We start from the raw sequence: 20,126 nt of genomic DNA, 5'->3' as shown, positions 1-20,126 counted from the left end.
GTCGAACCCGACACGGGTGTGAGGTGCAAGGCGCCCAGCTGGGCAGAGGCGTCGGAAGCGGGGGAGTGCGGGCATGCTGGATCCCATCTCGTTGGCGGCCGTCACGGCGGTACTGGGAACCGTCGGCTCGGGAATGGCCAACGAAGCGGGCAGGTGGGCCTGGGAGTCGACCGGGGGACTGGTCCGCCGGATCGTGGGGCGGGAGGTCACGGCACCGAACAGCGCCGAACAGCTCACCGAAGTGGCGCAGTTGGTGCACGAGCGTCTGCGGAGCGATCAGCAACTTGCCCGCACCTGGGCCCTGTTCGCCCAGGCCCTACCCACGTCCGGAGCCACTCCCCGGCCCGCACACCCCCGCCTGCCCCCCTCCACAAGGTTCTTCACGGACCGTCAGGACGCCTTGAAACTCCTCGACAAGGAGGCGGCGCGCGCCTTCGACGGAAGCCCCCGGGTGGCACTCCTGCACGGCCGGGAGGGCATGGGCACCAGCACACTGGCCGTGCACTGGGGCTGGCGCCGGGCGGACCGCTTCCCGGACGGACAGCTCTACGCCGACCTGCGCGGCCCCGGCGTGACCGACGCGGGGGCCGTCCTGAGCTCACTGCTGCGTCAACTCGGCCTGCCCGACGAGGAGATACCGCCCTCCGCCGACGACCGCGTGGACCGCTTCCGACGGCACATCGCCGACCGGCGCCTGCTGCTCGTGCTCGACCACGCCCAGTCCGCCGCGCAGATCCGCCCCCTGCTGGCCCCCGCGCCCGGCGTGTTCACGGTCGTCGTCACCCGCCGTCCGTTCACCGGCATCGACGCCCTGCCGGTCCAGATCGGCCCCCTGGCCCGCCGCGACGCGGTACGGCTGCTCACCGAGCTGGCCGGCAAACCCGCGATCGCCGCGGCCAAGGCCGCGCTGCCCGCCGTACTGGAGCGTTGCGGTGGCTCCCCCTACGCCCTCCGTGCCGCCGCACCCCGTCTCACCGAACTCCCGGTGGCGGAGCCGCCGTTGTCCGGTGCTGATCCGGTGCGCGCCGCGGCCGACGACTCCTACCGTCTGCTGCCCCCCGAAGCGGCCCGGCTCTACCGGCTGACCGGCCTCTACGACTGGCCCGCCTTCGATGCCACGGCCGCCGCCCGAACGGCGGACATCGAGGAGACCGAGGCGGCCACGCTCCTGGAGGAACTCGCCGACGCGCTGCTGCTGGAGCGCACCGGCGCCGGCCGCTACCACTACCGCCCCGTCGTTCGCGCACACGCCGAAGCCACCGCGGCCGCCACCGACGGCATCGCCGCCTGCTCGGCCGCCGTGTCCCGCACCGTCGAGGGCTATCTGCACCTGGCGGTCGGGGCTGCCCAGGCGGCCCTCCCGGAGAGCTGGCGGGTCCCGACCGGCGCCTCCGCGCTCCGGTACGCGGACCGGGGCGAGGCCGTGGCCGCACTCGCCACCGAATCCCGCAATCTCGTCCAAGCGGTGTACGCCGCCGAGGAGTTCCACGACTGGGACACCGTCGCGAAACTCTGTCAGGCACTGTGGCCGCTCCAGCTCAAGGCGGGCCACCACGACGTCCTCCTGCCCGCCCTCCGGACCGGCGTGCGCACGGCCGAGGCCCACTTTCCCGGCACCCGGACGGCGGGATCACTGCACGTCCAACTCGCCCACACGCTGACCGAGTTGCGCCGCTGGGACGAGGCCGAACCCGAAGCGCTCGCGGCGGCGCGCGACGAACACGCCGCCGGACACCTGCGTGGCCACGCCTCCGCCGTCGAGATCCTCGGGCTGCTGCGACTGCGCCAGTGGCGCTGGCAGGAGGCCTACGACTCCTTCGACGAGGCCGACCGCATCCTCGACGGCATCGGCCCCGACGACGAGGGCGCCGGTGATCTGCCGCGTGCCCGCGCCCTGTTGGAACGCCACCGGGGGCGCGCCCTGCGCGGCCTCGGCCGCCGAGAGGAGGCACGGGAGCGGCTGGAGCGCGCCCTGCGGTTCTTCCGGGAGAGCGGCGAGGCGTACAACACGGCCCGCGCCCTCACCGACCTCGCCGAAACCCGCCTGGACGGCGGTCAGTTCACGGATGCCCTGTCCCTCATCGACGAGGCGGTCACGGCGCTGGCGAAGGAGAACGCGGCGTATCACATCGCGCTTCTGCGGACGCTGCGCGAGCGGTGCGTCAGCGCTGCGGGCCTTCAGGATTGACCCGTACGCGATCTTTCAGGAGCGCTCCGAGCACGATCTTTCAGGAATGATCCGTGCGCGATCCTTCGGGAGTGATCCGTACGCGATGGACGGTCGGGCCGGTGCGCACGGTCATGCCCCGGTCGACCAGTTCGCCGAGCGACTTGCCGGCCGCCAGCCAGGCGTGCAGGGCGGAGGCGTACGCGGCAGGGTCGGCATCCGCCTCGGACGGTGCGCCGGTGAGGTGGAGGAGGTCCCCGGCGCGGGTGCCGACGGTGCAGTGGTCGGGCCCGGTGACGTAGCAGGCGAGCGCGCACTCCGGGAGCCGGGCGAGCACCTCCCGGGTCCACTTCGCCGGGGAGCCGAACCGCGGATCGGCTGCCTCGCCGTACCTGAACACGAGATCCGCGAGGGCGAGTTGGCCGGGATCGCGAGTGTCCTCGGGTACGGCCGTGTGCGCCTCCCAGGCCCCCTCCGGTTCACCGTCGTGGCCGGCATGGCGTACGACCGAGACCTCGCCCGAGCCGAGGAGCCGCGTCAGGACGTGCAAGGGCACGGTGCGTGACGGAGGCTCGTACGGCGGAAGTGGGAGCGGTTCGAGGAGCGCGGGCCCGTCGGGTTCCGGGATGCCGATGAACTCGTAGAAGAGGCGGCGCAGCCGGGCCGCGGACTCGCCCGGCATGGAACTGGCGAACTCGGCGGGACCGGGCAGGGCGTGGTGGGTGGCGAGCAACGACTCGACCTGGGGGCGTAGTTCGGCCCGTGTGTCGAGCCGTGGAGCGTCCCGTACGAAGTCGTACACGGGCGCGCCCGGATCGAGGCCGTCCAAGGGTGCGGCGCCGAGGAGTACGGGCGTGCCGAGCGCGGCGGCGTAGTAGGTGACCGAACCGTGGTCGCCGATCACGACGTCCGCCGCGAGCAGGGACTGGCGCCAGCCCTCCAGCGGGTCGACGAGGGCCAGTCCTGCGCGCCGGGCCCGATTGAGCCAGGCACGGATCTGACCGGGGCCGTGGCCGTGCCAGATGTTGGGGTGGAGCACGGCCGCGAGGCGGTACTCGTCGGCCGGGAACTCCGCGGTCAGCCGCGGCAGCAGCGAGGGGAGTACGTCAGCTCCGCCGCCGTCCCCGAAGAGTGACTCCGGGTTCCAGGTGGAGTTGAGCAGGATCAGCCGCTGGCCGGTGCGTAGGCCGAGGGCGCGGCGGAAGCGGTCGCGGTAGGGCCGGGCCGCCAGGATGCGGTCGAGGCAGGGGTCCCCGGCGAGCACGGCCGTCGGCGCCGCCTCGGGGCAGGCGACGCGCAGGCGCTCGTACTGCTCGGGGTGCGACAGAACGAGTGCGTCGGCGACCGGTTCCCCGTCTTCGGCGAGCAGCCACTCGCGGGACATCCCGAACACCGGCGAGGGCACGGGCTCTCGGTATCCGGTATCCGGTATCCGGTATCCGGTATCCGGTATCGCCAGCCTCTTAGTATAGCCAACGCCATGCGACAAGACGGTCAACTTGCCGGAAAACGCCTGGAGTTGGCCGCCGAAGCTCGCGGAGATCACCAGGGACACGGGGGTCTCCACGGCCTGCTCCCAGGGCAGTACCGGCACGGCGGTGTCGGCGAGCAGCTCGGCGACACCCGAGCGGAATGCGGACGACTCCGTGCACGTCACCAGCAACTGCACCCGGAAGTCGTCGTGGAACAGGGGGAGGACGTCCAGGAGCCGGGTGGCGGACGTGACGTTGTGCACGACGAACAGGACGCGGCTGGCGCTTCCGCGCGTGGCCCACCGGGCCGCCTCGTCTCCGACCGGCACCCGTATCCATCCGTCCCGCCCCACGCCCGTACACCGCCCCCCGCGCCCGTCGGCCCAGCTCAAGGCCGGGCACCACTCGTGTGATCGGGCAACCGTAGTCGACGCGAGCTCCAACGTGTCCGGAGGGACTCGGTGGGAACGCGCGAGTCACCGAACGCCTTTTGGCCGCCTGGGAGTTGGTGGCGAGGAGGAACGGCGGCCCTTGCGGCGGAATAAGCGGTCGCCCGGTTCGGTGGTCGCCGCTAACGTGCGCGGAGTGATGACAGCCGACGACGTACTGTCCGTCCTGGTTTTGCTGAGGCAGGCGGATGCTGAAATCTGGATCGGCGGCGGCTGGGGCGTCGACGCTCTGCTCGGTGAACAGACGCGCCCGCACCGCGATCTGGACCTGATGCACCGTCGGGAGCAGGAGTCGGCCGTCGTGGCCGCATTGGGAGCTGCGGGATTCGTCGAGACGCTCGATCAGCGCCCCGTGCGATTCGTGGTCACCGACCCGCTCGGACGAGAGATCGATCTGCACCCGCTGGTCTTCGCCGCGGACGGTTCCGCCGTGCAGGCCTCGCCCGACCCGGGACGTCCGTTCGTCTACCCCGCCCCGTGCTTCGTCACCGGCACCGTCTGGGGGACCACGGTCCGGTGCCTGTCGCCCGAGCAGCAGGTCGCTTTCCATCAGGGCTACGAACCCGCCGACCACGACCGTCACGACATGGCCCGCCTCCGGCAGGCTTTCGGGATCGCCACCCACTTCTGACAGACGTCGATGGACCTGGATCACCGCTGGGACAGGACGGCGGGTGTTCATGGTGCCGAGGTCCCGCTGTGGATGGACAAGCGGGACCTCGGTGACTGGTGGTGCGCGGGTACTTTCCGTCTACTTTCCGTCGCCGCGTCGGACGGTCAGCGGACCGGGTGGTGGGCGTGGGACTCCAGGTCACGGGCGTCGTGGGGTGCTCGCTCGACCACGGGGACGTGGCCCTTGCGGACGAACGCCTGGTACAGAACCGCGGCGACGACACCGCCGAGTACCGGGCCGACGATGTCCACCCACCAGCCGCCGTAGGAACCGGACACGATCATCGGGCCGAGACCGCGGGCCGGGTTGACGGCCGCGCCGTCGGTCGGACCTCCGATGAAGACCGCGGTGGCGAGGGCGAACCCGATGACGAGAGGGGCGGCAGGGGCCGGGAAGCGCCTGTCGGTGGCGGCGGCGCTGACGACGAAGACCAGGATGAAGGTGATCAGGAACTCGACGAGGAGTGCCCGCCCGTCGCTCACACCCGGCTTCGGGTTGGTCGCGCCGAGATGCATGACGGTCCGCGCGGTGTCACCGCGAATGGCCCACGTGGCGAGGGCGGCGACGATGCCACCCGCCATCTGGACGGCGATGTAGCCGGGGACATGCCGCCACGAGAACTTGCGGACGACGGCCATCGCGATCGTCACGGCCGGGTTGAAATGCGCGCCGGAGACATGGGCGAGACCGCCGACCAGCGCGGCCAGCGCGATCCCGTTGACCAGCACGATGGCCAGCGAACCATAGGCCGATCCGGCGACGGACTGGGCCAGGCCGGCGGAGGTGGCGGTCGCGGTGATGGCGAACACCAGGATGAAGGTCCCGGTGAACTCCGCCAGGTAGGCGCCGACGACGCTGTGGGCCGCGGATCGGGCGGTGCGTCGGTCGGTGTTGAGATGGAAACGGGGGAGGAAATCAACATGCGCAGCCATGATTCACGTCCTTATGAGACTGGCGGGCAGGGGCTGTTCGTCGGCTGGATGAGGTGACCGCCGGGGCTGAGGGCGCGCCTGAAGGAGGGGCGGGCCCTGGTGACGAGGTCGCTGCGGGTGAGAGCCTGAACTGACGTCCCAGTGGCCGGGAGGGGCAGTGGGCTTCACGGCGAGGCTCTGGAGCAGACGGCGGTCTTACGGCAAGGCTCAGGAACAGACGGCCTTGCGGCGAGGCTGAGGGGCAAAGGGCTTCACGGCAAGGCTAGTTGTGCCGGCCGCGCAGTTCCTTCACCGCGAGTTCCAGTCGCCTTCCGAGATCGCCGTCGGCGTGGGCGAAGTTGCCGACCGCCCGGTCGACGATGTCGTCGCGCTCGGCGGACACACCGGAGATGGCGGTCGCGAGATTGGTGACCAGGCGATCCTTCGCGTCGTCCGGCATCAGTCGGTAGAGGTCGCCGGCCTGCACGAAGTCGTTGTCCTCGGCGTGCGGGGGAGCCTCGTGGTTGCCGGTGTAGCCGTCGACCGTGGTGGGCGACCACAGGGGCCGGTCGGTCTGCACCGGTCCGCCGAAGCTGTTCGGCTCGTAGTTCTTGGCGCCGCCGTGGCGACCGTCGTACAGCGCGCCGTCGCGTCCGTAGGTCCGCGCATCGGTGGCGTGCGGGCGGTTCACCGGCAGGAGATCGGCATTGACGCCGACGCGGTAGCGCTGGGCGTCCGCATAGGCGAAAAGACGGCCCTGGAGCATCTTGTCCGGGGACGGCCCGATGCCGGCGACAAAGTGGGCCGGGCTGAAGATCGCCTGCTCGACCTCGGCGAAGACGTTGTCCGGGTTGCGGTCGAGCTCCAGCTTGCCGATCTCGATCGGCGGATAGTCCGCGTGCGGCCACACCTTGGTCATGTCGAAGGGGTTGAAGCGGTAGTGCGCCGCCTCGGCCTCCGGCATGATCTGCACCTGCACGGTCCAGGACGGGAACTCGCCGCGCTCGATCGACAGGCGCAGGTCGCGCTGGTGGGAGTCGGTGTCGCGACCGGCGACCTCCACGGCGTCCTCCACCGTGAGGTTCCTGATGCCCTGGTCGGTCTTGAAGTGGTACTTGACCCAGAAGATCTCGCCGGCCTCGTTGTTCCACTGGTAGGTGTGCGAGCTGTAACCGTTCATGTGGCGGAAGGACGCCGGGATCCCCCGGTCCCCGAACAGCCACAGCACCTGATGCGTCGACTCCGGCGACATACCCCAGAAGTCCCACATGTTGTCGGCCTCTTGGGATCCCGTGTAGGGGTCGCGCTTCTGTGTGTGGATGAAGTCCGGGAACTTGCTCGCGTCCTTGATGAAGAACACCGGCGTGTTGTTCCCGACGAGGTCGTAGTTGCCCTCCTCGGTGTAGAACTTCAGCGCGAAACCGCGTGGGTCACGCACCGCGTCCGCCGAGCCGAGGTTGCCTGCCACCGTGGACATACGCAGGAAGGTCTCGGTCTGCTTGCCGACTTCGGAGAGGAACTTCGCGCGGGTCCACTTCGAGACGTCACGGGTGAGTGTGAAGGTGCCGTACGCGGCGCCGCCGCGTGCGTGCACGATGCGCTCCGGGATCCGCTCACGGTTGAAGTGTGCGAGCTTCTCGAAGAGTTGCTGGTCCTGGAGCAGCATCGGCCCGCTGGGACCGGCCGTCTCCGTGTTCTGGTTGTCCGCCAGGGGTGCGCCCGCCTCGGTGGTGAGGGTGGGACGAACTTGGTGTTCGGTGGTCACGTTGGCCTCCGATGATCCGGTCGAGAGTGCACTGGTCCTGTTGCGTGCCAGGCTTGATCTCCTACCAGCATAAAAAGGACATATGCATACAAAAACCAAAAGGCGGTATGCATAAGGCAATCATTCGGGGATGAGAAGGGGGCCGGGCTCGTATCGAGCCCGGCCCCCTCCTCATCGACCTCATCGGCTGCGTCGTGCCGTCTCCGCCCTGGTCCCGGAGCTGCTCACGGGTGAACGGGCGTGGCGACCGCGGTGGCGTTCCATTCGGCGATCACGGGACGGTCGTGCTCGGTGGAGAGCCGGCTGACCGTACCCGTCGCGAGCTGGAAGAGGCGGCCGTCCGCGGCCGGCAGCTCCAGGTAGCGGGCCGTGAGCACGCGCAGGAAGTGGGCGTGCGCCACGAGGACCACGTCACCGCCGTCGAGCGCCGGGACGATGCGTTGCAGTACGCGGTCGGCGCGCCGTCCCACCTCCGCCGGCGACTCGCCGGGGTGCCCCGCGGGTCCGGTCGGGACCCCGTCGTTCCAGAGGTACCAGTCGGGCCGGGTGCGGTGGATCTCGACGGTCGTGACGCCTTCGTACGCGCCGTAGTCCCACTCGTGCAGATCGGGATCGGGTACGGCCCCGTACAGGCCGGCGAGTTCCGCGGTGCGTATCGCGCGGCCCAGCGGGCTGGTGAGCGCGAGCGCGAAGGTCCGGTCGGCGAACAGCGGGGCGAGGGACTTGGCCTGTTCCTCACCGCGCTGGGTGAGCGGCAGGTCGGTCCAGCTGGTGTGTTGGCCCGACACGCTCCACTCGGTTTCGCCGTGGCGGACCAGCAACAGGTCCCCCATGACGGTTACTTCGCCGACTCGACGGCGTGGCCGCCGAACTGGTTGCGCAGTGCCGCGACCATCTTCATCTGCGGCGAGTCGTCCTGGCGGGACGCGAAGCGGGCGAAAAGCGAGGCGGTGATCGCGGGGAGCGGCACCGCGTGGTCGATGGCCGCCTCGACGGTCCAGCGGCCCTCGCCGGAGTCCTCCGCGAAGCCGCGGAGCTTGTCCAGGTGTTCGTCCTTGTCGAGGGCGTTGACGGCGAGGTCGAGCAGCCAGGAGCGGATGACGGTGCCTTCCTGCCAGGAGCGGAAGACCTCGCGTACATCCGTGACGGAGTCGACCTTCTCCAGGAGTTCCCAGCCCTCGGCGTAGGCCTGCATCATGGCGTACTCGATGCCGTTGTGGACCATCTTGGAGAAGTGGCCCGCGCCGACCTTGCCGGCGTGCACGAAGCCGGCGTCGCCCTCGGGCTTGAGGGCGTCGAAGATCGGCTGGACTTTGGCGATGTTCTGCGCGTCGCCGCCGACCATCAGGGCGTAGCCGTTCTCCAGGCCCCACACGCCGCCGGAGACGCCTGCGTCGACGAAGCCGATGCCCTTGATGCCGAGTTCGACGGCGTGCTTCTCGTCGTCCGTCCAGCGGGAGTTCCCGCCGTCCACGACGACGTCACCGGGCGACAGCAGGGCGGCGAGTTCGTTGATGGTGGACTGGGTCGCGGCACCCGCCGGGACCATCACCCACACCACCCGTGGGCCTTCGAGCTTGCTCACGAGTTCGGCGAGACTGCTCACGTCGGCGAGGTCGGGATTGCGGTCGTATCCGAGGACGGTGTGGCCTGCGCGGCGGATCCGCTCGCGCATGTTGCCGCCCATTTTACCGAGGCCGATCAGTCCGAGCTGCATGTCGTTCACTTCTTCCGGAGAGTGCGGTAGGCGGCCACGAGGGCGGCGGTGGAGGGATCGAGGCCGGGCACGTCGGCGCCTTCGGTGACGGCGGGCTCCACGCGCCTGGCGAGGACCTTGCCGAGCTCGACGCCCCACTGGTCGAAGGAGTCGATGTTCCAGATCGCCCCCTGGACGAACACCTTGTGCTCGTAGAGGGCGATCAGCTGGCCGAGCACCGAAGGCGTCAACTCGGCTGCCAGAATGGTCGTGGTGGGGTGGTTGCCGCGGAAGGTGCGGTGCGCCACCTGCTCCTCGGGGACCCCCTCGGCACGGACCTCGTCGGCGGTCTTCCCGAAGGCGAGGGCCTGTCCCTGCGCGAAGAGGTTGGCCATCAACAGGTCGTGCTGGGCCTTGAGTTCGTCACTCAGCTCGCCGACCGGATTGGCGAACCCGATCAGGTCGGCCGGGATCAGCTTCGTGCCCTGGTGGATGAGCTGGTAGTACGCGTGCTGCCCGTTGGTGCCGGGCGTGCCCCACACCACCGGACCGGTCTGCCACTCCACGGGGTGACCGTCCCGGTCCACGGACTTGCCGTTGGACTCCATGTCCAGCTGCTGCAAGTAGGCGGTGAACCTGGACAGGTAGTGCGAGTACGGCAGCACCGCGTGCGACTGGGCGTCGTGGAAGTTGCCGTACCAGACACCCAACAGGCCGAGCAGCAAAGGCGCGTTGGCCTCCGGCGGCGCCGTACGGAAGTGCTCGTCGACCACGAAGAACCCGTCCAGCAGCTCGCGGAACCGGTCCGGGCCGATCGCGATCATCAGCGACAGACCGATCGCCGAGTCGAACGAGTACCGCCCGCCGACCCAGTCCCAGAACCCGAACATGTTGGCCGTGTCGATACCGAAGTCCGCGACCTTCTCGGAGTTCGTGGACAGTGCGACGAAGTGCTTGGCCACGGCGTCGGAGTCGCCCCCGAGACCGGCGAGCAGCCAGGTCCGGGCCGAGGTCGCGTTGGTGATGGTCTCGATGGTCGTGAAGGTCTTCGAGGCGACGATGAACAGCGTCTCCGCCGGGTCCAGGTCCCGGACGGCCTCGTGCAGATCGGCTCCGTCGACGTTCGAGACGAAGCGGACCGTCAGCTCGCGGTCGGTGAAGGCGCGCAGCGCCTCGTAGGCCATCGCCGGGCCGAGGTCGGAGCCGCCGATGCCGATGTTGACGACATTGCGGATGCGCCGGCCGGTGTGCCCGGTCCACTTGCCCGAGCGGACCTGCTCGGCGAAGTCGGTCATCTTGTCGAGGACCGCGTGCACGGCGGGGACGACGTTCTCGCCGTCGACCTCGACGACCGCGTCGCGCGGCGCGCGCAGCGCGGTGTGCAGGACGGCCCGCCGCTCGGTGACGTTGATCTTCTCGCCGCGGAACATGGCGTCCCGCAGGCCGAACACACCGGTGGCGGTGGCCAGTTCCTGGAGCAGGGCGAGCGTCTCGTCGGTGATCAGGTGCTTGGAGTAGTCGATACGCAGGTCACCGACGCGTACGACGTAACGCTCCGCGCGAGCGGGGTCGGCGGCGAACAGCTCACGCAGCTGCGGGTGCAGGAGTGCACCGGCACGGTGGTCCTCCAGGGCCACCCACTCGGGGCGCCGCGTGAGCTTGGGAGAGTCAGACATGACGGAAGGTCTCCTTGGTGCCCTCGCCCCGCAGGGCGATGGCGTACATCTCGTCCGCGTCGAGGCGGCGCAGCTCCTCGGCGATCAGCTCGGAGGTGGGCCGCACCTTCAGCGCGAGGGTGCGGGAAGGCTGTCCGGGCAGGGTCAGCGTGGCCAGCGGGCCCTCGGGGCGGTCGATCACGACCTCGCCGCTCTTCGTGCCGAGCCGTACGGCGGTCACCACGGGCCCCGCGGTGACGACACGCTCGACCGGGACCTTGAGGCGGGCCTCCAGCCAGCGGGCCAGCAGTTCGGCGCTCGGGTTGTCGGCCTCGCTCTCGACCGCCGCCGAGGTCACCTTCGTACGGGACTGGTCGAGCGCGGCGGCCAGCATCGAGCGCCACGGCGTCAGCCGGGTCCACGCCAGGTCGGTGTCGCCCGGCGCGTACGAGGCGGCGCGGGCCTCCAGCGCCCCCAGCGGGTTCTCGACGGCGTACATGTCGGTGATCCGGCGCTGCGCGAGGGCACCGAGCGGGTCCTTGACCGGGACCTCGGGGGCGTCCACCGGCCACCAGACGACGACCGGCGCGTCGGGCAGCAGCAGCGGCAGGACCACCGAGTCCGCGTGGTCGGTCACCTCGCCGTACGTCCGCAGGACGACCGTCTCACCGGTGCCCGCGTCCGAGCCGACCCGCACTTCCGCGTCCAGCCGGGACTGCGTGCGGTCGCGCGGGGTGCGGGCGACCCGCTTGATGACGACCAGGGTGCGCGAGGGGTGCTCGCGAGAGGCGTCCTCGGCCGCCTTGATGGAGTCGTACGCGTTCTCCTCGTCGGTCACGATGACCATCGTGAGGACCATGCCCACGGCAGGTGTGCCGATTGCGCGGCGCCCCTTCACGAGCGCCTTGTTGATCTTGCTTGCCGTGGTGTCGGTGAGGTCGATCTTCATGGCCTGCGCCAGCTCCGTCCGTCTCGTGCGAGCATCTCGTCGGCTTCCCCCGGGCCCCAGCTGCCCGAGGGGTACTGCGCGGGCTTGCCGTCCTTCTCCCAGTAGCCCTCGATGGGGTCGAGGATCTTCCAGGACTCTTCCACCTCCTGATGACGGGGGAAGAGATTGGCGTCGCCGAGCAGAACGTCCAGGATCAGACGTTCGTACGCCTCCGGGCTGGACTCCGTGAACGACTCGCCGTAAGCGAAGTCCATCGTGACGTCCCGGATCTCCATCGACGTACCCGGCACCTTCGATCCGAAGCGCACGGTCATGCCCTCGTCGGGCTGGACACGGATGACGATCGCGTTCGCGCCGAGCTCCTCGGTGGCCGTCGAGTCGAAGGGGGAGTGCGGCGCGCGCTGGAAGACCACCGCGATCTCCGTCACCCGTCGGCCCAGGCGCTTGCCGGTCCTGAGATAGAAGGGGACGCCCGCCCAGCGGCGGTTGTCGACCTCCAGCCGCACGGCCGCATAGGTGTCGGTCGTCGACCCGGGGTCGATGCCGTCCTCCTGCAGATAGCCGCGCACCTGCTCGCCGCCCTGCCAGCTCGCCGCGTACTGCCCGCGCACGGTGTGCTCGCCCAGCTCCTCCGGCAGCCTCACGGCCTTGAACACCTTGAGCTTCTCGGTGAGCAGCGACTCGGCGTCGAAGGCGGCGGGCTCCTCCATGGCGGTCAGCGCCATCAGCTGGAGCAGATGGTTCTGGATCACGTCGCGGGCGGAGCCGATGCCGTCGTAGTACCCCGCCCGGCCACCGATGCCGATGTCCTCGGCCATGGTGATCTGGACGTGGTCGACATACGACCGGTTCCAGATGGGCTCGTACATCTGGTTGGCGAAGCGCAGCGCCAGGATGTTCTGGACGGTTTCCTTGCCGAGGTAGTGGTCGATGCGGAAGACCTGCTCCGGGTCGAACACCTCGTGCAGGATCTTGTTCAGCTCGCGCGCGCTGTCCAGGTCGCGCCCGAACGGCTTCTCGATGACCGCGCGCCGCCAGGAACCCTCCGGCGCGTCCGCCAGCCCGTGCTTCTTGAGCTGCTGGACGACCTTGGGGAAGAACTTCGGCGGTACGGAGAGATAGAAGGCGTAGTTGCCACTGGTGCCGCGCGAGGAGTCCAACTCGTCGACGGCCGAGCGCAGTTGCCTGAAAGCCGTGTCGTCGTCGAAGTCGCCCGGGATGAACCGCATGCCCTCGGCGAGCTGCTGCCAGACCTCCTCGCGGAACTCCGTACGCGCGTGCTCGCGCACCGAGTCGTGCACCACCTGCGCGAAGTCCTGGTCCTCCCACTCGCGACGGGCGAACCCGAGGAGCGAGAAGCCCGGTGGCAGCAGACCGCGGTTGGCGAGGTCGTAGACGGCGGGCATCAGCTTCTTGCGGGACAGGTCACCGGTGACGCCGAAGATGACGAGGCCCGAGGGACCCGCGATACGGGGGAGGCGACGGTCCCGTGGGTCACGGAGGGGGTTGGACCAGTCGAGGTCCACAGCAGTGGTCTCGGCCGCGTCCCCGGCGGTGGTCCCGTTCGCGTCTGTCGCCGTGGTCTCGTCCGCGCTCACTGCGGCCGGTTCCACGGCCGCGTCACCAGGTCCCTTCGGCGTGGCGGGCGCAGTCTGCGGGGCACGGTCTGGAAGCGTTTCATGCTTGGTCATTCCCCCTCAACTCCCTTGCCACGCAAGGAGGCCGCCACCGCGTCGAGCAGATCCACCCAGGCTGCCTCGAACTTCGAGACGCCCTCGTCCTCCAGCTGCTTCACGACCTCGTCGTAGGAGATCCCGAGCCGCTCGACGGCCGCGAGGTCGGCGCGGGCCTGGGCATAACCGCCGGTCACCGCGTCGCCGTGGATGTCGCCGTGGTCGGCGGTGGCGTTGAGGGTCGCCTCCGGCATCGTGTTGACCGTGCCGGGTGCGACCAGCTCGTCGACGTACAGGGTGTCCTTGTACGCCGGGTCCTTCACGCCCGTGGAGGCCCACAGGGGGCGCTGCTTGTGGGCACCGGACGGGGCGAGCGCCGTCCAGCGTGCGGAGGCGAAGACCTCTTCGTACGCCTCGTACGCGAGCCGGGCGTTGGCGAGCGCCGCCCTGCCCTTGAGGGCGAGCGCCTCGTCGGTGCCGACCTTCGCGAGGCGCTTGTCGATCTCGCTGTCGACGCGGGAGACGAAGAAGGAGGCGACGGAGTGGATGGTCGCGAGGTCGATGCCCGCGGCCTGGGCCTTCTCCAGGCCCGCCAGGTAGGCATCCATGACCTCGCGGTAGCGCTCCAGGGAGAAGATCAGCGTGACGTTGACGCTGATGCCCCTACCGATGACCTCGGTGATCGCCGGGAGGCCGGCTTTCGTCGCGGGGATCTTGATCATCACGTTCGGGCGGTCGACCAGCCAGGCGAGCTGCTTGGCCTCGGCGATCGTCGCGGCGGTGCGGTGGGCCAGACGGGGGTCCACCTCGATGGAGACCCGGCCGTCCCGGCCGCCGGTCGCGTCGTACACCGGCCGCAGGATGTCGGCGGCGGCGCGGACGTCGGCGGTCGTCATCATGCGGACGGCCTCGTCGACCGTCACGCCGCGGGTGGCGAGGTCGGCCAGCTGCTCCTCGTAACCCTCTCCCGAGCCGATGGCGGCCTGGAAGATGGACGGGTTGGTGGTGACGCCCACCACGTGCCTGGTCTCGATGAGTTCGGCGAGGTTGCCGGACGTGATCCGCTTGCGCGAGAGGTCGTCCAGCCAGATGGAGACGCCTTCGTCGGAGAGGCGCTTCAGGATTGCCGCGGGTGTGGTTGCTTCGGTCACGGTGATCATCTTCCTTTGTGCGATCGGATCAACCGCGGAGCGCGGCCAGCGATTCCCTGGCGGCGGCGGCGACGTTGTCCGGGGTGAACCCGAACTCGGCGAACAGGGTCTTGGCGTCGGCGGAGGCGCCGAAGTGCTCCAGTGAGACGATGCGTCCCGCGTCACCGACGTACCGGTACCAGGTCAGGCCGATGCCTGCCTCGACCGCCACCCGCGCCCTCACGGACGGCGGAAGCACGGAGGCGCGGTACTCGGGGGACTGCTCCTCGAACCACTCCACGGACGGCATCGACACCACCCGCGTGCCCACCCCCTCGGCCTCCAGCTGCTCGCGCGCGGCGACGGCGAGCTGCACCTCGGAGCCGGTGGCGATGAGGATGACGTCGGGCGCGCTGGTCGTGGCGTCCTGGAGGACGTAACCGCCCTTCGCCGCCTCGGGGTTGGCCGGGTACGTCGGCACGCCCTGGCGGGTCAGCGCCAGGCCGTGCGGGGCCGGGTGGGTGGCGTGCCGCTTGAGGATCTCGGCCCAGGCGATCACCGTCTCGTTGGCGTCGGCCGGGCGCACGATGTTCAGGCCGGGGATGGCGCGAAGCGAGGCGAGATGCTCGACCGGCTGGTGGGTGGGGCCGTCCTCGCCGAGGCCGATCGAGTCGTGCGTCCACACGTACGTCACCGGGAGCTGCATCAGCGCGGAGAGGCGTACGGCGTTGCGCATGTAGTCCGAGAAGACCAGGAACGTACCGCCGTAGATACGGGTGTTGCCGTGCAGCGCGATGCCGTTCATCTCGGCGGCCATCGAGTGCTCGCGGATGCCGAAGTGGACGGTACGGCCGTACGGGTCGGCCTCCGGCAGCGGGTTGCCCTTCGGGAGGAAGGAGCTGGTCTTGTCGATGGTGGTGTTGTTCGAGCCGGCCAGGTCGGCGGAACCGCCCCACAGCTCGGGGAGTACACCGCCGAGCGCCTGGAGGACCTTGCCGGAGGCGGCGCGGGTGGCCACCGAGGTGCCCGCCTCGAAGGACGGCAGCGCGGACTCCCAGCCCTCGGGCAGCTGACCGGCCATGACACGGTCGAAGAGCTTCGCGCGCTCGGGCTGCGCGGTGCGCCACTCGGCGAGCTGCTTGTCCCAGGCGGTGTGTGCCTCGGCGCCACGGTCCAGGGCCCGGCGGGCGTGGGCGAGGACCTCGTCGGAGACCTCGAAGGTCTTCTCCGGGTCGAAGCCGAGGACGCGCTTGGTGGCCGCGATCTCGTCGGCGCCGAGCGCCGAGCCGTGCGAGGCCTCGGTGTTCTGCGCGGCCGGCGCGGGCCAGGCGATGATCGTGCGCATCGCGATGATGGAGGGGCGTGCGGTCTCCGCCCGCGCCGAGTTGAGCGCCGTGTGCAGCGCGTGCACGTCGACGTCGCCGTCGGCCGAGGGCGCGATCCGCTGCACGTGCCAGCCGTACGCCTCGTAGCGCCCCAGCACGTCCTCGGAGAACGCCGTCGCCGTGTCGCCCTCGATGGAGATGTGGTTGTCGTCGTAGACGAAGACGAGGTTGCCGAGCTTCTGGTGGCCCGCCAGGGACGAGGCCTCGGCGGAGATGCCCTCCTCCAGGTCGCCGTCCGAGACGATCGCCCAGATCGTGTGGTCGAAGGGGGACTCGCCCTCCGGCGCCTCGGGGTCGAAGAGACCGCGCTCGTAGCGGGCGGCCATCGCCATGCCCACGGCGTTGGCAGCGCCCTGGCCGAGCGGCCCTGTCGTCGTCTCGACGCCCGCCGTGTGGCCGTACTCCGGGTGGCCCGGGGTCTTGGACCCGTGGGTGCGGAACGCCTTCAGGTCATCGAGTTCGAGTTCATAACCTGAAAGGAAGAGCTGGGTGTAGAGGGTCAGCGAGGTGTGACCGGGGGAGAGGACGAAACGGTCGCGGCCGGTCCACTCCGGGTCGGCGGGGTCATGTCGCAGCACCTTCTGGAAGAGGGTGTACGCGGCCGGGGCCAGGGCCATCGCGGTGCCGGGGTGGCCGTTTCCGACCTGCTGCACGGCATCGGCCGCCAGTAGCCGGGCGGTGTCGACGGCACGCCGGTCCAGCTCGGTCCACTCGAATCCGTCGGAGAAGCCGGCAGGTGTCTGCGGGCTCTGCTGCGTACTCATCTTCAAGAAGTCCTCGATAAGAGCGGGAAACTGCTCTGACGCCTTCAAACTTAAAAGTCTGACTTTTGCCGGGGAAGGTGCCCGTGTGTCAGCCTTCGGTGAAAGTGGGACACCCACGGTGAGACCGAGCCGACGTGAGAGGGACATGGCGGACAGAAGCACCCAAGGCGGCAGTGTCGGTGGCGAAGGCGGAGCCGGCCAGGAGATCGACGGGATCAGGACCTTCCCCTTTCCGGTCGATCTGAGCCTCTCCGGCGTCGGAATGCAGGTCGGCGCGATGGGAAGCGGCCGCACCTGGCGTGCGAAGGCACTGCTGGAGCGCGTACACCGCATCGACTTCCACGTCGTCATGCTGTTTCACTCCGGCCCCGTCCGGCACATGATCGACTTCGCCGAGTACGAGGTCTCCGCAGGCGACATCCTGTGGATCCGCCCCGGTCAGGTCCACCGCTTCTCCCCCGCCGACTACCAAGGCACCGCGCTGACCATGCAGCCCGGCTTCCTCCCCCGGGCGACCGTCGAGGCGGCCGGCCTCTACCGCTACGACCAGCCCCCGCTGCTGCGCCCCGGCCCGGAACAACTGGCCGCTCTGGAGCACTCACTCGCCCAGCTGGAACGCGAGTACGTCGACACCACCACGCTGCCGCTCAGCCTGCACACCTCGGTGCTGCGGCACTCCCTGACCGCGTTCCTGCTCCGGCTCGCCCACCTCGCGGCCAGCTCCGCCGAAGCGGCCCGCGAACAGACCGACACCACCTTCACCCGGTTCCGGGAAGCGGTCGAGAAGGGCTTCGCCACCAACCACAGCGTCAGCGCGTACGCCGACGCCCTCGGCTACTCACGCCGCACCCTCGTCCGAGCGGTCCGCGCGGCCACCGGCGAGACCCCGAAGGGCTTCATCGACAAGCGGGTCATCCTGGAGGCCAAGCGGCTGCTGGCCCACACGGACCTGCCCATCGGGCGCATCGGCGTCGCCGTGGGCTTCCCGGACTCCGCGAACTTCTCCAAGTTCTTCCACCAGCACACCGACACGAGTCCGGCGGGGTTCAGGGCGGAACTGGCCTGAGCGAGGGGGCGGACCCGCCGGGGCCGCCCCCTCGTTCCCGCCGGTGGATCACCGACCGATGCCGAGCGCCAGCCCGGTGGGCGGGTTCGCGTGGGCCACGGTCCCGTCGGCCTTCATGTACGACCGCTGACCGGGTGTCACCTGACCGAGCGCGGTGTCGGGGATACGGGGATCTGTGAATCGGCGTACGCGCCACGGGTGTTGTTCCGGAAGGTGATCGGGAGGCTGCCGGTACCGCCACCCCCTCCGTCGCTGCCGACGGAGTAGGTGAAGTGCGGGGTGTCGTGGAGCGGGCCGCCCATCCTGTACGTGAACCAGTACTCCAGAGTGGAGCCGCTCGGCAGGCCGCTGACGTTCTGCTGCCAGATCCCCGCGTTGTCCGTCATCCGGAAGCTCTGCCGGCCGGCGCCGGACGACAGGGAGTGCACGTCGACCAGGGACGCGGGGGTGGTCGGGTCGAACCAGATCCGGACGGAGCCGGAGCCGGACGGGGTGACGCCCTTGGTGTAGTCGGCGGCGGCCTTCGCGGACACCTCCCCGGCCAGGCCGAGCACCAGCACCGTGGCGAGGGCGGTCAGGACGGCCGTCACCAGCCGCCGCAGCTCGGGGCGTGGTGCGCTCGGCCTGGCCGAGGAGCGTGTGGTCATGGGTTCAACCCCCGTGTCAGTGACCGAAGTCGAACCAGTTGACGCTCACGAAGTCCGCCGGCTGGCCGCTGGTGAAGGTCAGATAGACGTCGTGGGTTCCCGTCACCGAGCCGATGTTCGCGGGGACCGTCCGCCAGGCCTGCCAGCCACCGGTGTTGCCCACCGCGAAGCTCCCGATCGATGCGCTCGTACGGCTGTCCAGGCGTACCTCGACGAGTCCGCTGACCCCGCCGGCCGCGCCGCTCGCGACCCGGCCGTAGAACTGCCTGGCCGCCGTGGAACCGAAGTTGACGCCCTGGTAGAGCGCGTAGTCGCCGTTCGCGAGCGTGCTGATGTTCTGGCCGCCGCCTGTGTCGGTGGTCGACTCGGTGCCCACGCCTGCCTGGCCGTCGTACGACTCGGCCTGGATCGCGCTGTAGGCGTCACGGTTGCCCGAGGGCGGCGGGGTGGTGGGAGGCGGGGTGGTGCCGCCTCCGCCGGTGGACTGAAGGACCTGGACGTAGTCGACGACGAGCGGGTGGCCCGGAACCGTGCCGGCGTCGGGACCGCCGCCGAAGGCTGCGGGGAACTCGCCGCCCATCGCGACGTTCAGGATGATGTAGTAGCCGTGGTTGGTGGCGTTGGTCCAGGTCGTCGCGTCGACCTGACTCTGCCTGACCGTGTGGAAGTTGACGCCGTCGAGGTAGAAGCGCATCTCCTCGGGGCTGGTCGACCTGTCCCACTCGACGGCGTAGGTGTGGAAGCCGCCCTGGCAGGTGGTGCCCTCGCAGACCTTCTGGCCGCCGATGCCGGACTTCTCGTTGCAGGGCCCGCCCGGGCTGGTGCCGCAGTGCATCGTGGCCCACTCGTTGTTGATGCCCTGGACGTTCTCCAGGATGTCCAGCTCGCCGACGCCGGGCCAGTTCCACCAGTTGCCGCGGTAGGGGGCACCCAGCATCCAGAACGCGGGCCAGTAACCCGATGCCGCGGCGCCGGTCACGTTCGGCATCTGGATGCGGGACTCGACGCGCAGTTTGCCGCCGGCCGGCGGCTGGAAGTCGGAGCGGTTCGTCTCGATACGGCCCGAGGTCCAGTTGCCCGCGGCGTCGCGGAGCGGCGTGATCCGGAGGTTTCCGGTGCCGTCGAGCGAGACGTTGCTGGTGCTGGAGGTCATCGTCTCGACCTCGCCGGTGCCGAAGTTGGCGGGCCCGCCCGGGTAGCTCGTGCCCGTCGTGTACTGCCAGTTGGCGGTGTTGACGCCGGATCCGGCGGCTCCGTCGAAGTCGTCGAGGAAGACCTGGGACCAGCCGGCGGGGGGAGTGGGGGCGGACGCGTTCGCGGGGAGGGTGACGGCGGTGGCGGCGGCCGCCAGACCGATCGTGCTGACCACGGCGATGAGGATGCGCCGGAGTGGGGCGCGTCTGACAGGTGTGCCGGAAGTTTCACGCATGGGTGCCTCTTCGGGTACGGAGTGAGGTGCGCGGGTGGGGCCTTGAGAGCCTCTTTGAGAGCGCTCTCACAGCGCTTGCGCGGTCAATGTGCTCTCTGTCATTCCGGCCGTCAAGAGGTGAAGTCGAGAAAGTCTTTTCGGCGAAAGGGAGTTCACGCCGTGAAATAAGTGGGTGGGCAGCGAGAAGCGGGGGGCGGCCCAGCGCCGGGGGCCCGCGGTGGGGGATGAGGGGCACCGTGGTGGGGGGGGCATCAAAATGCAGGACGCCCGCACCCAACGCCCCGCCAGAGACGGT

General features: G+C 69.8%; 15 protein-coding genes. 3 read left to right on the top strand and 12 right to left on the bottom strand.

Annotated features, from left to right (window positions below; translation table 11 throughout):
* Positions 1 to 73 precede the first annotated feature (73 nt).
* The gene (locus ACIPC1_RS23390) at positions 74 to 2,188 is read left to right on the top strand and encodes a tetratricopeptide repeat protein (protein WP_402519921.1); all 2,115 of its coding nucleotides are present in this window, start codon (positions 74 to 76) and stop codon (positions 2,186 to 2,188) included.
* Positions 2,189 to 2,228: 40 nt separating this feature from the next.
* Here ACIPC1_RS23390 and ACIPC1_RS23385 read toward each other — a convergent pair whose 3' ends face one another.
* Positions 2,229 to 3,968 carry a hypothetical protein gene (locus tag ACIPC1_RS23385; protein ID WP_402519919.1) on the bottom strand — a complete coding sequence of 580 codons (1,740 nt, stop codon included), beginning with the start codon at positions 3,966 to 3,968 and terminating at the stop codon, positions 2,229 to 2,231.
* Between the two features lie 259 nt (positions 3,969 to 4,227).
* Here ACIPC1_RS23385 and ACIPC1_RS23380 point away from each other — a divergent pair, with 259 nt between their 5' ends.
* On the top strand, positions 4,228 to 4,719 hold the full coding sequence (locus ACIPC1_RS23380; RefSeq protein WP_402520576.1) for a nucleotidyltransferase domain-containing protein: 492 nt from the start codon (positions 4,228 to 4,230) through the stop codon (positions 4,717 to 4,719).
* A 146-nt stretch (positions 4,720 to 4,865) separates the two neighbouring features.
* Here ACIPC1_RS23380 and ACIPC1_RS23375 read toward each other — a convergent pair whose 3' ends face one another.
* From ACIPC1_RS23375 to tkt, 9 genes are all read right to left on the bottom strand, one after another.
* Entirely contained in the window at positions 4,866 to 5,693 is an 828-nt protein-coding gene (locus tag ACIPC1_RS23375; RefSeq protein WP_402519917.1) for an MIP/aquaporin family protein, read from the bottom strand.
* 262 nt (positions 5,694 to 5,955) lie between these two features.
* Positions 5,956 to 7,437, bottom strand: a complete 1,482-nt coding sequence (locus ACIPC1_RS23370; protein WP_402519915.1) for a catalase — start codon at positions 7,435 to 7,437, stop codon at positions 5,956 to 5,958.
* A 224-nt stretch (positions 7,438 to 7,661) separates the two neighbouring features.
* Positions 7,662 to 8,270 (bottom strand): histidine phosphatase family protein, encoded by a 609-nt coding sequence (locus ACIPC1_RS23365; protein WP_402519913.1) that lies wholly within the window; start codon positions 8,268 to 8,270, stop codon positions 7,662 to 7,664.
* Between the two features lie 5 nt (positions 8,271 to 8,275).
* Complete coding sequence (gnd, locus tag ACIPC1_RS23360; RefSeq protein ID WP_402519911.1) at positions 8,276 to 9,154, bottom strand: phosphogluconate dehydrogenase (NAD(+)-dependent, decarboxylating); 879 nt, start codon at positions 9,152 to 9,154, stop codon at positions 8,276 to 8,278.
* Positions 9,155 to 9,159: 5 nt separating this feature from the next.
* Positions 9,160 to 10,809: a glucose-6-phosphate isomerase gene (gene pgi, locus ACIPC1_RS23355; protein WP_402519909.1), complete on the bottom strand. Its 1,650-nt coding sequence runs from the start codon at positions 10,807 to 10,809 to the stop codon at positions 9,160 to 9,162.
* A complete protein-coding gene (gene opcA, locus ACIPC1_RS23350; RefSeq protein ID WP_402519907.1) occupies positions 10,802 to 11,737 on the bottom strand; it encodes a glucose-6-phosphate dehydrogenase assembly protein OpcA in 936 nt (311 codons plus the stop codon). Before opcA ends, pgi begins: the two co-directional genes overlap by 8 nt.
* Positions 11,734 to 13,263, bottom strand: a complete 1,530-nt coding sequence (gene zwf / locus ACIPC1_RS23345) for a glucose-6-phosphate dehydrogenase (RefSeq protein ID WP_402520574.1) — start codon at positions 13,261 to 13,263, stop codon at positions 11,734 to 11,736. The genes opcA and zwf overlap by 4 nt, the downstream gene beginning before the upstream one ends.
* Positions 13,264 to 13,424: 161 nt before the next feature.
* Positions 13,425 to 14,570, bottom strand: coding sequence for a transaldolase (gene tal / locus ACIPC1_RS23340; protein WP_402519905.1), 1,146 nt, complete (start codon positions 14,568 to 14,570; stop codon positions 13,425 to 13,427).
* Between the two features lie 19 nt (positions 14,571 to 14,589).
* Positions 14,590 to 16,689, bottom strand: a complete 2,100-nt coding sequence (tkt, locus tag ACIPC1_RS23335) for a transketolase (protein ID WP_402519903.1) — start codon at positions 16,687 to 16,689, stop codon at positions 14,590 to 14,592.
* 145 nt (positions 16,690 to 16,834) lie between these two features.
* On the opposite strand from tkt, the gene ACIPC1_RS23330 reads away from it, so the two are divergent.
* Positions 16,835 to 17,755 (top strand): AraC family transcriptional regulator, encoded by a 921-nt coding sequence (locus tag ACIPC1_RS23330; protein WP_402519901.1) that lies wholly within the window; start codon positions 16,835 to 16,837, stop codon positions 17,753 to 17,755.
* 137 nt (positions 17,756 to 17,892) lie between these two features.
* Here the strand turns inward: ACIPC1_RS23330 and ACIPC1_RS23325 are convergent, their stop codons facing one another.
* Complete coding sequence (locus ACIPC1_RS23325; RefSeq protein ID WP_402519899.1) at positions 17,893 to 18,402, bottom strand: hypothetical protein; 510 nt, start codon at positions 18,400 to 18,402, stop codon at positions 17,893 to 17,895.
* Positions 18,403 to 18,418: 16 nt separating this feature from the next.
* Positions 18,419 to 19,831 (bottom strand): glycoside hydrolase family 16 protein, encoded by a 1,413-nt coding sequence (locus ACIPC1_RS23320; protein ID WP_402519897.1) that lies wholly within the window; start codon positions 19,829 to 19,831, stop codon positions 18,419 to 18,421.
* Positions 19,832 to 20,126: the final 295 nt, after the last annotated feature.

Source organism: Streptomyces sp. NPDC087263 (genome assembly GCF_044744645.1).
Classification (GTDB): Bacteria; Actinomycetota; Actinomycetes; order Streptomycetales; family Streptomycetaceae; genus Streptomyces.
Note: the sequence above shows the minus strand (reverse complement) of the source record. Positions and strands in the feature narration are given on the sequence as shown.

What these genes read in the sequence shown, in the direction of transcription:
- ACIPC1_RS23375 (WP_402519917.1), bottom strand. Translation starts at nt 5,693, where the DNA reads ATGGCTGCGCATGTTGATTTCCTCCCCCGTTTCCATCTCAACACCGAC.
- tal (WP_402519905.1), bottom strand. Translation starts at nt 14,570, where the DNA reads ATGATCACCGTGACCGAAGCAACCACACCCGCGGCAATCCTGAAGCGC.
- ACIPC1_RS23390 (WP_402519921.1), top strand. Translation starts at nt 74, where the DNA reads ATGCTGGATCCCATCTCGTTGGCGGCCGTCACGGCGGTACTGGGAACC.
- ACIPC1_RS23380 (WP_402520576.1), top strand. Translation starts at nt 4,228, where the DNA reads ATGACAGCCGACGACGTACTGTCCGTCCTGGTTTTGCTGAGGCAGGCG.
- ACIPC1_RS23325 (WP_402519899.1), bottom strand. Translation starts at nt 18,402, where the DNA reads ATGACCACACGCTCCTCGGCCAGGCCGAGCGCACCACGCCCCGAGCTG.
- ACIPC1_RS23320 (WP_402519897.1), bottom strand. Translation starts at nt 19,831, where the DNA reads ATGCGTGAAACTTCCGGCACACCTGTCAGACGCGCCCCACTCCGGCGC.
- pgi (WP_402519909.1), bottom strand. Translation starts at nt 10,809, where the DNA reads ATGTCTGACTCTCCCAAGCTCACGCGGCGCCCCGAGTGGGTGGCCCTG.
- tkt (WP_402519903.1), bottom strand. Translation starts at nt 16,689, where the DNA reads ATGAGTACGCAGCAGAGCCCGCAGACACCTGCCGGCTTCTCCGACGGA.
- gnd (WP_402519911.1), bottom strand. Translation starts at nt 9,154, where the DNA reads ATGCAGCTCGGACTGATCGGCCTCGGTAAAATGGGCGGCAACATGCGC.
- ACIPC1_RS23330 (WP_402519901.1), top strand. Translation starts at nt 16,835, where the DNA reads ATGGCGGACAGAAGCACCCAAGGCGGCAGTGTCGGTGGCGAAGGCGGA.
- ACIPC1_RS23365 (WP_402519913.1), bottom strand. Translation starts at nt 8,270, where the DNA reads ATGGGGGACCTGTTGCTGGTCCGCCACGGCGAAACCGAGTGGAGCGTG.
- opcA (WP_402519907.1), bottom strand. Translation starts at nt 11,737, where the DNA reads ATGAAGATCGACCTCACCGACACCACGGCAAGCAAGATCAACAAGGCG.